Below are 13,391 nucleotides of genomic sequence, written 5' to 3' on the forward strand. Positions count from 1 at the left end.
CATCGCCAGGCCGTTTTCCATGTGCGTCAGCGCGCCGGGAAGCTGCGCTCGAGCCAGGCCTTCGGCACCGGCACCACCACGATATTCATCGAACGGCCGTCCTCGGACAGCATCGCCGACTGGATCTGGATGCGGGTGCCGTCGGCATTGAAGGTCGGGTGCGGGTGGTCGGCCGCGGTGGTCTTGTGGCCGGTGGTGAGCAGCATCATCTCGCGGTTGCGGCGGTCGATCAGGTAGACGCTGCGGCTGAAGTCATCGCCCACCGCGAAGCGGCCGTCGCTCGAGCCGTGCACGTGCCACAGGCCGCTGCCGGATTCGGTCTGGCCGACGATCTGCATCTGGCGCGTGCGCAGGTTGACGATCGCCAGGCCGGTCGGCTTTTCGCGGGTGCCGGTGGCGCCCCAGCCGTCGTCCTGGCCCGGATTGGCGCCGCCCACGTCGGTGGCCGGGCCGGCCACCGGGGCCGCCGCGCCGGGAATCGCGCGGTGGCCCATGATGGCCATCGCCACCTCGTCCTTCGTGATCACCGCCTCGTGCGTGACCCATTCGTACGGCGCTTCCGGATACAGCGGACGCAGGCCGCTGCCGTCGGCGCGCACGGTCCAGGTGCGCTGCGGCGACTTGCCGCCGGTCTCCCAGCAGAACACGATCTCGCCCGGATTCCACAGATTGGCCTGGATGTGGCCGACCTGGAACGGCACCGACACCACGTGTTTTATTTCGCCGGTGCGCACGTTCAGGCGCGCGATGCCTTGCGGGCCGGCGCCCATCTTGCGCGGGCCGAAGGCGGGCTCGATCTTGGTGCCCGGCGCCAGGTGCCTGGCCGCCTGGCCGGGGCCGACCTTGAAATAGACCCATTCCTCGTCGGCGTCGAGCGCCAGGTCGCCGCCGGCTTCCAGTTCGGCCGGCAGGTTCGAGACCACGCGCTGGTAGGTCGCCGCGGGCTGCATGCGCCTGGCGGCGCTGTCGGCCAGCACCCGCGCCAGGTCGGTTTCGACGATCTGCAGGCCAGCGTCGCCTTTGCGCATGTAGTACAGCTTCATCGACTTCTGCGCCAGGTTCAGCATGCCGGTGTAGCCGCCCTCGGTCACCTGCACCAGGTCGCCCGTCTCTTCGTTCACCGCCAGCGCCTCGCTGCCGGCCAGCCGCGAGCGGAACACCAGCCACTTGCCGTCGGCAGTCCATTGCGGGTGGGTCGGATAGATCTTCGAGTCGCCGTGCGGTTTGCTGGTCAGGAAGGTCAGTTCGGTGCCGGTGACCGGATCCTTGACGAGCTTGCGCTCGGAGGGAAAGCGTTTGCCGATCTGGGCCGAGGCGTCGGCGCACAGCAGCAGCGCGACGGCCAGGCCGATCGCGGAATGGATGAGGGGTCGCATCAGGGTGTCTCCGTCTTGTGGATGTTGTCCGCTCATTGTTACAGTACGAGTTGCTCATTTCCAATCATATTGCTGATTCTTTCCGCGGTTTGACCGCCATGGCTGATCGCGCCGCATAGAATCTGCCTATAACAACGACCGATGGAGACCGTGGCAATGACTGTTTCGCGCGCCCTGCAGCGGATATTGGCATGGCTGGTGCTGGCCTGCGCCATGGCGTCAAGCCATGGACAAGGCCTGGCCGCCGCCGTGAATACCGACCCCGCGCGCGCCCGGGTCGTGCTGCCGGAACCGGCCAACCCGGCCCTGCCTTCGATCATCCTGATCGGCGACTCCACCGTGCGCAACGGCCACGACGACGGCCAGGGCAAGGGCGCGCAGGGGCAGTGGGGCTGGGGGAATCCGCTGGCGGCCCAAGTCGATGCGGCGCGCGTCAACCTGGTGAACCGCGCGGTGGGCGGCCTGTCCAGCCGCACTTACATCAGCAGCGGGCATTGGGAGCGTACGCTGGCCCTGGTCAAGCCGGGCGATGTCGTCATCATGCAGTTCGGGCACAACGACGCCTCGCCGGTCAACGACGACAAGCGTGCGCGCGGCACGCTGCGCGGCGTGGGCATTGAATCCACCGAGATCGACAACCTCCTGACCGGCCAGCGCGAGACGGTGCACAGCTACGGCTGGTACCTGCGCAAGTACATCGCCGAGATCCGCGCCAAGGGGGCGACGCCGGTCGTGGCTTCGCTGGTGCCGCGCAAGGCCTGGAACGACGATGGTCCCCAGCAGGGCAAGGTGCGCCGCAACCGCGCCGACTATGCCGGCTGGGCGGCCGAGGTGGCGCGCAGCGAAAAGGTGGGTTTCATCGACCTGAACGAGATCGTGGCGGCGCGCTACGACGCGATGGGGCGTGACGCCGTCATGGCGCTGTTCCCGGCCACCGTGCCGGACGAACGCGTCCATACCAACTGGGCCGGCGCCGTGCTGAACGCCCAGGTGGTGGCGACCGAGCTGGCCAGGCTGGACGATCCGCGCATGAAGACCTTCCTCAAACCGGTGGAAGACGTGCGCCCAGTGGTCGACGCGCGCGCCGTGCGCGACGAGGCGGCGCGCGATCCGTCCTTGCCGACCCTGTTCCTGGTCGGCGACTCCACCGTCAGGAGCGGTGGCCAGAACGGCGCGATCGGCTGGGGCGAGCGCATCGCGCCGTATTTCGATGCCGGCAAGATCAATGTGGTCAATGCCGCGATCGGCGGCCGCAGCAGCCGCACCTTCTACACCGAGGGCCGCTGGGAGCGTGTCAGGGCGCAGCTCAAGCGCGGCGACGTGGTGCTGATCCAGTTCGGCCATAACGACGGCGGCCGCATCGGCGATCCGGCGTCGAAGAATCGCGCCTCGGTTCCCGGGATCGGCCCGGAAACGGTCGAGGACACCCGCCCGGACGGCAGCAGGGAAGCGGTGCACAGCTTCGGCTGGTATATGGCGCGCTACGTCGCCGACGCCAGGGACAAGGGCGCCATCGTGGTCATCGCCTCGCCCATTCCGCACCGCGACAAGTGGCAGCATGAACGCGACTTCGCCAACTTCGCCGACTGGGGCCGGCAGGTGGCCGCGGCCGGCGGCGCCCACTTCATGGACCTGACGATGCTGGTCTCGGACGCCTACCGTGAGGTCGGGGCGGCCACCGTCGACACCTTCTTCTCGGACGCCCGCACCCATACCAACGCCCCCGGCGCCGAATTCAATGCGCGCCGGGTCGTCGCCGGCCTGGCCGCGCTGCCGGGCGATCCGCTGGGCGCCTATTTTTCGCCACGGGCCTGCGTGCGCTGGGGCGAGCGCGGCGCCTTGCTCCATCAGGACGATTTCAATGGCCCCTTGACCGGCTATGTGAGCGAGTATGCGCGCAAGCCCGGCAATGTCGTCGCCAACCGCGACGGACGGCTGTTGATCGACGTCGATTCGGGCGCCACCGTGTGGCTCGACAAGCCTTTGTCAGGCAACCTCCTGATCGCCTACACGCGCCGGGTAGTGATGGACGGCGGGCCGAACGACCGCCTGTCGGACCTGAACCAGTTCTGGATGGCGCGCGATCCGGCGCGCGACACGCTGTTCACCCGCTCCGGCAAGTTCGAGGACTACGACGACCTGGAACTGTACTACGCCGGCATGGGCGGCAACGGCAACACGACCACGCGCATGCGCCGCTACGGCGACGGAAAGCGCGAGCTGGTCGCCGAGCGCCTGGGCCGCGACTTCCTGCTCGCACCGAACCGTGACTATCTAGTGGAGATCGCGGTGCGCGATGGCTGCACGCGCATGCGCGTGGACGGCCGAGACCTGTTTACGTATTACGACCCGCGGCCGCTCACGCGCGGGTATGTCGGTTTTCGCACCACGTGGTCGCGCCAGACGATCGACGGACTGACCATCCACCAAATCCAATAAAAGGAGACTTCACCGATGCATTCCCCCAAGCCGCGCCACACCCTGATGGCCATTCTCGTGGCGGGCCTGTTCCCGTTCTCCCTGGGCGCGATCGCCCAGGACGCTCCGCCGCCGCAGGAAAAAGGACCGGCGCCGGCCGACGCCATGCTGCACGCGCTGGAGGTGACTTACCCGACGCCGTACCGCGCCATGGAAGCGGCCGAGGTCAAGGCCGTGCTCGACCGCGTGTTCGCCTACCTCGACCGCACCACGCCGGCGGAGCTGATCGACAAGACCACGGGCGCCGCCATCACCGACGTAACGAAGGCCAACCCGAACGCGGTGCTCAAGCCCGGCGACTTCCGCCTGACCAGCTACGAGTGGGGCGTGACCTACATCGGCATGCTGGCCGCGGCCCAGGCCACCGGCGACGCCCGCTACCAGGACTACGTGACCAGGCGCCACACCCTGCTGTCCCAATTGACCCGCGCCTACCTGCCGGTCGTGAAGGCCGATGCGCAGAACGCGCATGCGCCGATCAAGAGCTTCCTGAACCCGCACGCGCTGGACGACGCCGGTGCGCTGTGCCACAGCTTCATGAAGGCCAAGGTGGCCGGCTCCAAGGTCGATTACGGCCAGATGATCGGCGTGTGCGGCGACTTCGTCACCAACAAGGAATACCGCCTGAAGGACGGCACGCTGGCGCGCGGCGGCCCGGACGGCAAGGGCGGCCGCAAGATGCGTCCGCTGCCGGACACCCTGTGGCTGGACGATATGTTCATGGGCGTGCCGACCATGGCCTACCTGGGCAAGACCACGGGCGAGGCCAGGTACTACGACGACGCGGTGCGCCAGGTGCAGCAGTTCTCCAAGCGCATGTTCAACCCCAGGCTCGGCATCTACATGCACGGCTACGTCGAGGGCAAGCGCGATCATCCCGAATTGCGCTGGGCCCGCGCCAACGGCTGGGCGGTGATGTCGATGGTCGAGGTGCTCGAAGTGCTGCCCAAGACCCACAAGGGCTACAACGCCGTGCTCGAACAGCTGCGCGCCCACATCCGCGGACTGGCCGGCTACCAGAGCCGCGACGGCTTCTGGCACCAGCTGATCGACCGCAACGACACCTATCAGGAGACCTCGGCCACCGCGATCTATGCCTACGCGATCGCGCGCGCGGTCAACCGCGGCTATGTCGAACCGGAGATGTATGGCCCGATGGCCAACCTGGCCTGGAACGCCGTGGCCAGCAAGGTGACGCAGAATGGCCAGATCGAGGGGATTTGCGTCGGCACCGGCATGGCCTTCGACCCGGCGTTCTATGCTTATCGCCCGACCAGCGTCAAGGCGGCGCATGGCTACGGTCCGACCCTGCTGGCCGGCGCCGAGATCATCGAGATGAACAAGAAGTTCAAGTTCGGGCTGAACGATAGCGGCCTGATGTTCCAGGGCGGCCGCGACTGACCCTCTTCCTCAGGGCGTCAGCGCCCTGAGCCTTTCCACCAGGCTGGCCGGGGCCGCGAACGCGGTCCCGTGGCGCATCTTGCGCGGAAAGCGCATGCGCGTGCTGACGTCTTCCCAGTGCAGCATGTCGCGCGAGCGCAGCGCGCCGTAGTGGCCTGCGGTGTAGGCGTCGAAGTACAGCAGCACCTCGTCGCCGACCTGCAGCGCGCTCGGCCCCTCGGCCCACAGGCCGGACGGCGTGACCGGCGCGCTCAATGGCCCGAACGGGCCTTCCAGGCTGGCGGCCTGTGCGACCCGCAGGTATTTGCGCGGCGGATGGCGGGTCTCGTCCTTCACCACCAGCCAGTCGTGCCCGAGCGCCCGCACGAAGGTGGCGTCGATCACCGAGAAGCCCGGATCGTAGAACAGCCGGGTCGGCGTGAAGCTGGCGAAATCCTTCGTGGTGGTGGCGTAGATGCGGTGGTCGTACTGCTTGTCGCCGGCGGCGTCGCCGCCAGCCTCGGTATGCGGGAAGCGGCCCGGGATCGTCGACGACCACAGGATCAGGAAGTGCGCCCGTCCGGCGTCGTGGAATATTTCTGGCGCCCAGGCGTTGAGCGCGCCCGGTTCGTGCGCCATCACCGGCAGGCTGCGCTGGTTCGACCATCGCACCAGGTCGGGCGAGGAAGCGTAGCCGATGCCGGTATCGTTCCAGCCGCTGGTCCACACCATATGGAACATCCCGTCCGGTCCGCGCGCGATGCACGGGTCGCGCATCAACCTGGTCGGGCCGACGGTGGGCGCCAGGAAGCTGGCGCCGCCGCGCAGCGCCTCCCACTGGTAGCCGTCGCGGCTCGCGGCGAAATGCAGGCCGTCGGCGCCATTGCCCAGGAAGTAGGAGAACAGGTAGGCCGGGTCTTCGGTGGCCCGACTAGCCGACAGCGGGCCGGCGCATCCGCCGAGCAGGCCGTTCGCCAGCAGGGCAAGGGTGGTGCGGCGCCTCATCGAGCAGCCCCGGTGGTCACTTCGCGCTGCCCGTCGTCGCCGAGCGGCCGTGCTTGCGTGCGGCCGGGGCTGGGCGGCGCCGTGAAGCCGGACACCGGATCGGGATGGGCCGGGTCGAAACGGAAGTCGGGGACGAGGTGGGCGGCCAGCGCAAGCTTCGCCTCGCGCATGCCCAGCGCCACCGCCTTGGCCAGCAGGTAGCTGCCATATGGGTTGTGGTGGGTGTTGTCCAGCTTTCCCGGGGCGGGCGAGGCAAACGCCGCCTTGGAGCCTTCCACGCCGAGGGTGGCGTACAGGGTCTTGCTCATCGCATTCAGGTCGATGAAGGGCACATCCAGCTCGCGCGCCGACTGGCGCGCGGCTTCGGCGTAGTCGCTGAGCGTGGGCCTGACCTGGCCCGCCGCGTCGAAGGCGCGGCGCTCGACCGGCGAGACGATCACCGGCAGGCCGCCGCGCGCACGGGCCATGTCCACATGGGCCTTGATCTCGGCCTTGTAGGTCGTGAATGGGCCGCTGCGCCCGTCCTTGACCTGCTTCTGGTCGTTGTGCCCGAACTGCATCAGGAGCAGGTCGCCCGGCTGCATCATGCTCAGGATCTTGTCGATGCGGCGGCGCGCCAGCGAGTCGCGGTAGGTCTCGCCCGACTGCGCGTGGTTCGACACCGCGACCTGGGGACCGAAGAAGCGCGGCAGCATCTGGCCCCAGCTATTGTACGGTTCGCCCGGCTGGTCGCTCACGGTCGAGTCGCCCAGCAGGAAGATGGTCGGCACCCTGGCCGGCGCGATCTCGATGCGCTGGACGGCGTCTGGCTCGCCGTTCAATTCCAGGGTGAGGCGCTCGTCCCAGTTCCAGGCCTCGGACTCGGTCTCGCGCGGCGCCTTGAGGGCGACCGCGCCGGCCGCGACGCCAGGCACGGGGGCGATGCGCGCAGTGCGCACATTGGCGACGAAGGTGCGCAGCACGCGCTGTCCGGCCGCCGCCGGCACGTTCTCGAGCATCAGCCGGCGCAGCTCGGATTTTATCGTGGTCGCGGTCGGCTGCGTGGCATGGCCAAGCACGACGGTGACGGCGTAGTTGCCTTCGGGGAGACGGACCGAAAAATAACTGCCGCCGTCCTCGAAGCCGTAGCCGCGCCCTGCATCGTAGGGTGTGCCGGGGGCGACGCGGGTGTGGCCGGCGGGCGGCTCGGCGTCGCCGAACACGAATCGGGTCGGCGCGGCGGCGTGCACCTGCGCGCCCAGCAGCGCGCCGGCCACCAGGCAGAATGCGTGAAATGAGTGGGTCATGGCGAATCGCATAGACAGGTCAGAGGACGTCACCGATCAACGCCAGGTTCTGGATCGCGGCCAGGCCCCATTGCGCGGTGTCGTTGGTGGTGACCCATGGCACTTCGAGGACCGGATTGAGCGTGGCCGCACCAAGGACCTTGGTGGCCACGAACGGCGGATAGGGGCGGATGCCCGCGAACTCGGTCCAGGCGCGGCGCGCCAGCGCCGGGTCTTTGCGCCGCCAGGCCGCGTATGCAGTCAGGCGCGAGTGGCCGATCACCAGCACGTCGGAGCCGCCATGCGGCTTGCCCAGACAGCGCTGCTGCTCGTCCTTCGGCGCGTTGTACAGCGCGCAGTAGTCGAGCCAGGCGCGTTCGAAGGCCTGGTCTCCGGTAAGGGCGATCAGTTCGTCGAATACCTCCACCGCGCCAAACACGGCGTTCAGGTGCGAGGCCTTGACGCTGTCGCCGGCCATATTGTGCAGGCGCCCGCTGCGGGGCTCGTAACCCATGCGTTCGCCGCTGAAGAAACCGTGCGGCATGGCGGCGATGTCGCGCATGCCGGTCAGGATCTTGTCGCGGTAGCGGGTGTCGCCGCTGCGTTCCCATTCGGTGAGCCAGTTGGCCGCCAGCGAGGCCCAGTCGGTGCCGAAGCTGGCGCGCACCGGATACGGGTCCTTGGGCGGCTGGTTCGGGAGCTTGCGCACCGGGTCGACCGCATCCAGGCGCAGGTCGGCGTCCAGCAGCTCGCGCATGACGTCGCCGGTGCGCTCGTCGGCCGTCAGGTAATAGTACATGCGGCGGTAGACCGCGGTGCTGATGCGCACCTGCTTGGCGCTGCAGCCCCAGTGCTGGACGTTGTGGCGCGTGCCCAGGCCGGCGAAGCGGCCCAGGTGGTAGGTGTCCACGTCCGTGGTATGGCGTACCATGGCTTCGCCCATGCGGAAGATGTCGGCGCGGCCGCTGCGCAGAAAAGCGTACCATAGCCACAGGTCGGGCGAGAGTTCCGAATTGGCCCAGGCATAGCCGCCGACGTCGTAGCGCCATTCGTGGCGATCACGGTCGTAGGTGTGGCGCACGTCGCCATGGTCCCAGAAGCCGTACCAGCGGCGCTGCTCGACCTCGTCGCGGTAGAAGGCGAAATGGGCATCCAGCCGGTCCTCCAAATGGGCCTTGGCCGGCGTCGAGCGGTCCGGCAGCGCATACAGGTTGCCGAAGGCGCGCGTGGCCAGGATGTGGGCTGGCGCCGCGCACAGCTGCGGCGGCGACTGGACATGGGCCGCAATGCGCACCAGCTGCTCGCGCGCCGGCGTCGTGTCCAGCGCCCACAATGTGAATTCGCTGCTGCGCGCCACGCCGACCGGCGTGCCGAAGCCTTTTTCGTAATCCTCGTAGGTGACGTCCAGCGCCTGCAGCTCGTCGGCATGGGTCTGCATGCCCATGCCGTCGTGGTAGAAGCGCAGGTCCATCGCCGGCGCATCCGGCGCCCAGATCCACAGCGTGACCTGGGCGGCGTCCGTCTGCGCGTTGCGGATGTCGAGCTGGGTCGGATGGCGCTGCCAGAAGTCGCGCATGCCGAAGGCCAGGCCGCCGCTGGCGCCGCCGATATAGCCCAGGCCCGGCGCGCGCCGGCCCCAGGCCGCGTCGATCCAGCCATGGCCTGCCTTGGTCCGCTTGCGGATGCGGAAGCTGTCGGGAGAAAGCTGCGCCAGGCTGTAGTCGCCCCAGGCCGGGATCAGGTGCAGCGATTTGTTCACCCGCTCGGCGATCGGCGGCACGGCCTGGCCGGCCAGCTGCGCCTTGCGCACCGCTTCGCCGGGATCGCGCCGCAAGCCGGTGAGATTGCGTACGCCCTCGGCCCACAGGCCGCCAGCCTCGCCGCCGAAGCGCACGTGACGGTCGTGGGGAGCGTCGACCAGCGGCACGTCGAAGCGCAGGCCGAGGCCGCGCACGAAATCCTTCTGCTCGTCGCCGTCGAACACGAAGGTGTGCATGATGCGCACCGATTCGGCGCCGGCGTAGAAATACAGGCGCAGCGTGAACGGCAGCCAGGAACGGTCGCCATCCCGGGCGCGGTGCATGCCCTCGACTTTTGCCACGCAGCGCACGGGTCCGCGCTGTTCGAGCGTGACGCGCTGCAGCCGGCTCTCGTAGGCCGTCTGCCGGGTGCTGCCGTCCGGGCTGTCGTCGCTCAGGGCGACCAGCTTGCCCGCGCGCGCGATCTCGCGCCCGCCGCGCCGCAGGCTGCGCACGATGTCGGCGCCCTGGCGCGGGATGGCGCACTCGATGACGCCGGTGTCGATCACGATGGCGTCCGGGCTTTCCTTGAGCGTCACTTGCTTGCCGCCCGTGGCGCCGGAACTGGCCGGCCGCAGCCGCAGGCGTTCCGGCGCCGCATCCATGGGCGGCAGCGCGTGCGCGCTCCACTTCAGCGAACCGTCCGGCCAGTAGGCCAGGGGCCAGCTCTGGCAGGGCAGGTCTTGCCCGTCGCCGGACAGGACGAAGGCCTGGTCCTTGGGCAGCGCGCCGCGTGGCCAGGGCACGCCGAAGGTGGCGCCGGTCAGCAAGGCAGGCCTGCCTTCGAGCCAGGATAGATCCACCTTCCCCGGCGCGGCCGGCGTGGCCGGCGCGGCGTCGGCCTGGGCCGCGTTCAGGCCCAGCGGCAACGCGGCGGCCAGGGCCCCGGTCTTGAAGAAGCTGCGGCGGGACAGCGGCGCCATGCTGTCAGCGTCCCGCGGCCAGGCTCACGTTCACCGGCGAACGCAGGCGCAGCGCCTCGTCGGCGACGTGCTGTTGCCACTGCGCCTGGGTCGCGAACGGGCTGCCGCGGGTCCAGGCGGCGCCGACATGGTAGCGCAAGGGCTGGCCCGACGTGACCGGCGCCGTCACCAGGCCGTTGCGTGCGTCGGCGGCGAAGCCCGAGGCCGACGGCACGATCACCGCCACGCCGAAGTCGCCGAAGCTGCGCTGGGTGACCCATTGCACCAGGCTGCCGTCCGCCTTGTCCTGGGCGAAGTCGACTTTCACTTCCTGGCCCTTGTCGCTCGGGTTCTTGTGCAGCCCGACGGCGGCGTTGAGCGTGGCCGGTCCGCTGAAGGTGAAGGTGCTGTCGATGCGGTCGAACCAGCGCCCGGCGTCGACCGTGAAGCGCTTGACCTCGGACACTTTGGCGCCGCCCGCGTCCCAGGCGTCGTAGTGCAGTTCGAACACGGTGCGGATCGGGCCGTTGGCCAGGATCCGCCACTCGCGGTAGTTGGCGCCGACGTGGAGCTGCTTGCCGTCCCAGATGCCGGTGCCGCCGGCGCCGCGGGTGGGGCCGACGTTGTACATGTCGATGCCTTCGCCCTGGTCGACGTGGTAGTGGTCGTGGCCGATGTTGTACCAGCGGTCGACGATCGGATACGGCACCCGCTTGAACCAGATATCGAGGCCGCTGGTGACCAGTACTTCCTTGTCGCTGCCGGGCGGCGCCGGCGCCTTGAGCGCCGGGCCATAGGCGCGGTGCGCCAGCTTGTCGTTTTCCCAGGCGAAGTCGTCGAGCCGCTCCTGCACGAAGCGCGCATAGGTCTTGGGAGGGAAGGGCGGCACGGTGGCGCCGGCCTTCTCGATGCTGAAGGTGGCCGATTTCTCACCCGCCTTGAAATCGTACTGGAACAGCAGCTCGCCGTAGGCGGCGCCGATCATCTGCGGGTCCTTGGCGGTGGCCGCGACATTGGTCACCTGATAGGCCAGGGTGCGGCCGGCCCCGTCCTTGATCACGAGCTGCTGCGATCGGGCCTGCGGCAGGGCCTCGTTGATTCTAGCCCAGGGAATCGAGATCGTTTCGGCCGGCCGGGCGATGTCCAGCGCATGGCTGGCGGTCACGCTCAGGCGATCAAAGGCGCCGGCGTCGAAGGTGAGCAGGGTGGCGAGGGCGGCGAGGGGAAGGGAAAGGCGAACAGTCATGTCAAACGCTTTATCTGGATTGATCGGAAACCTGCAGCGGCAAGGTCATGCCTTCGCCGAGGAAGAAGCTGGGGTGGGGCGGCTGGTTGTAGGCGGCATTCTGCGCCGCCACCTGCACCCGGTACTGGGTGTCGTGCATCAGGGTCGGGATGCGGTGCCGGGTCGGCGCCGTGGTGGAGAACACCAGCAGCGCCGCGTCGTCGGCGCCGCGCCAGACCACTTCTTCGCGCCAGTCGCCGAACAGGTCGGCCGTCAGCACGGGATTGGCCTTGGTGCCGTTGATCGAGGCCGCGCCATGCCTTGCGCCGTCGAGGAGCGGCTCGAGGCGCTGCGCCTGCGGGTTCCATTTTTCGATCCGGGTGCCGTCGAGCGACTCGCGCAGCAGGTCGCCATCCCACCACAGGCCGAAGTTGAAGGCGCGCGGGCGCACGGGCGAGATCTGCGCGCCGGCAGCGTTCACCGGGCCGCCAGCCGGGTTGTTGATGCCGCCGATCGCGGCCCAGCACTCGTTGCCCGGATGCGCGGGATCGATGTCCATGCAGATGCCGCGTCCCACGTCGATGCTGCTGGCGATGCCCCACAAGACCTGGCCGGTGGCGGCGTCGTGCATCTCGGCGCCATGCCCCTTGTAGCAAGAGGGCGACTCATGCACCATGAATACCTGCAGGCCCGGCCGGCCCGGGTCGTGCTTGCCGACGTGCAGGGCGTCGCCGTGGCACAGGCCGGTGCTGTACATCAGCGCGCCGTCGCTCCTGATGGTGGCGGCGCCATAGACGATGTCGTCGCGGCCGTCGCCGTCGGCGTCGGCCACGGCCATCCAGTGCGCGCCCTGGCCGGCGGCGGCCGCATTGGCGGGCAGGTCGCTGTCGAATACCCAGCGCCGGGTGAGCCGGTTGTCGCGCCAGTCCCAGGCCGCCAGCACGGCGCGGGTATAGTAGCCGCGCGCGAACACGGCGCTCGGACGCGCGCCGTCGAGATAGGCCACGCCGCCCAGGAAGCGGTCGACCCGGTTGCCGTGCGCATCTCCCCAGGCCGCGACGTCGCCGCGCGGCGGCGCGTAGTCGGTGCTGGCCAGGGCGGCGCCGGTGCGGCCGTCGAACACGGTCAGGAATTCCGGGCCGGCCAGGATGTAGCCGTCCTTGTTGCGGTGGTCCGCCGCCGGGTCGCCGATGGCCTTGCCGGCGCCGTCGATGGTGCCGTCGGCGGTCTTGGCCATCAGTTCGGCGCGGCCGTCGCCGTCGAAGTCGAAGGCGAGATAGGTCGTGTAGTGGGCGCCGGCGCGGATGTTCCTGCCCAGGTCGATGCGCCACATGAACGTGCCGTCCAGGCGGTAGGCATCGATGAAGGTCGAACCCGTGTAGCCGCGATGGGCGTTGTCGTGAGCGTTGGTCGGCTGCCACTTGACCAGCAATTCATAGACGCCGTCGCCATCGAGGTCGGCCGCGGAACCGTCGTTCACGCCATAGGTATAGGCCTCGCCATCCGGGGTGACGCCGCCCGCGGGTTTGCGCAAGGGGATGGTCTTGAACGGCTGCGGCCAGGTGGCGCCGGCGCGCCCGTCGATGGCGCTTTCGGCCCCCTTGCTGACCGCGCGTACGCTGTAGGCCGCGCTGGCGGAGGCGCCCGCATCGACGAAGTTGGTCGCGCTCAGCGGCGTGGCATTGATGCGCACGCCGTCGCGGTACAGGTTGAAGGTGGTGGCCGGGTCTTCCGGGCCGAGCGCGCGCCAGCTGACGAAATTGCCCGCGCCGGTGTGGATCGCGACGACGCCGCGATCGAGCGGCTCGAGCTGGCGGCCCGGGGTGGCGCAGGCAGCGCAGGCCAGCGCCAGCAGCGCGAGGGCCGCGCCGCGTTTCAGTTTCTGGTAAGGGGGAATGGATGCCATCGTTGTCCTGGTCTGCGTCCTGGTCTGCGCCCTGGTCTGGTCAAGGCTTGCCCGG

General features: G+C 69.1%; 8 protein-coding genes. 2 read left to right on the forward strand and 6 right to left on the reverse strand.

The window, feature by feature from the left end:
- Positions 1-26: 26 nt before the first annotated feature.
- Positions 27-1,376, reverse strand: coding sequence for a TolB-like translocation protein (locus tag LO55_RS18170; protein WP_071362544.1), 1,350 nt, complete (start codon positions 1,374-1,376; stop codon positions 27-29).
- A 156-nt stretch (positions 1,377-1,532) separates the two neighbouring features.
- Here LO55_RS18170 and LO55_RS18175 point away from each other — a divergent pair, with 156 nt between their 5' ends.
- Positions 1,533-3,815 carry a DUF6250 domain-containing protein gene (locus LO55_RS18175; RefSeq protein ID WP_071362545.1) on the forward strand — a complete coding sequence of 761 codons (2,283 nt, stop codon included), beginning with the start codon at positions 1,533-1,535 and terminating at the stop codon, positions 3,813-3,815.
- A 15-nt stretch (positions 3,816-3,830) separates the two neighbouring features.
- Positions 3,831-5,255: a glycoside hydrolase family 88/105 protein gene (locus tag LO55_RS18180; protein ID WP_071362546.1), complete on the forward strand. Its 1,425-nt coding sequence runs from the start codon at positions 3,831-3,833 to the stop codon at positions 5,253-5,255.
- Between the two features lie 9 nt (positions 5,256-5,264).
- On the opposite strand, the gene LO55_RS18185 is transcribed toward LO55_RS18180, so the two are convergent.
- The 5 genes from LO55_RS18185 to LO55_RS18205 are packed head-to-tail and all read right to left on the reverse strand — an operon-like array spanning position 5,265 to position 13,336.
- Positions 5,265-6,239, reverse strand: a complete 975-nt coding sequence (locus LO55_RS18185; RefSeq protein WP_071362547.1) for a glycoside hydrolase family 43 protein — start codon at positions 6,237-6,239, stop codon at positions 5,265-5,267.
- Positions 6,236-7,525: a rhamnogalacturonan acetylesterase gene (locus LO55_RS18190; RefSeq protein WP_071362548.1), complete on the reverse strand. Its 1,290-nt coding sequence runs from the start codon at positions 7,523-7,525 to the stop codon at positions 6,236-6,238. The genes LO55_RS18185 and LO55_RS18190 overlap by 4 nt, the downstream gene beginning before the upstream one ends.
- A gap of 19 nt (positions 7,526-7,544) precedes the next feature.
- Complete coding sequence (locus LO55_RS18195) at positions 7,545-10,226, reverse strand: exo-rhamnogalacturonan lyase family protein (protein WP_071362549.1); 2,682 nt, start codon at positions 10,224-10,226, stop codon at positions 7,545-7,547.
- A gap of 4 nt (positions 10,227-10,230) precedes the next feature.
- Entirely contained in the window at positions 10,231-11,451 is a 1,221-nt protein-coding gene (locus LO55_RS18200; protein ID WP_071362550.1) for a DUF4861 family protein, read from the reverse strand.
- Positions 11,452-11,461: 10 nt separating this feature from the next.
- Positions 11,462-13,336, reverse strand: a complete 1,875-nt coding sequence (locus LO55_RS18205; protein WP_071362551.1) for a rhamnogalacturonan lyase — start codon at positions 13,334-13,336, stop codon at positions 11,462-11,464.
- Positions 13,337-13,391: the final 55 nt, after the last annotated feature.

Source organism: Massilia timonae (genome assembly GCF_001866515.1).
Classification (GTDB): domain Bacteria; phylum Pseudomonadota; class Gammaproteobacteria; order Burkholderiales; family Burkholderiaceae_D; genus Telluria; species Telluria timonae.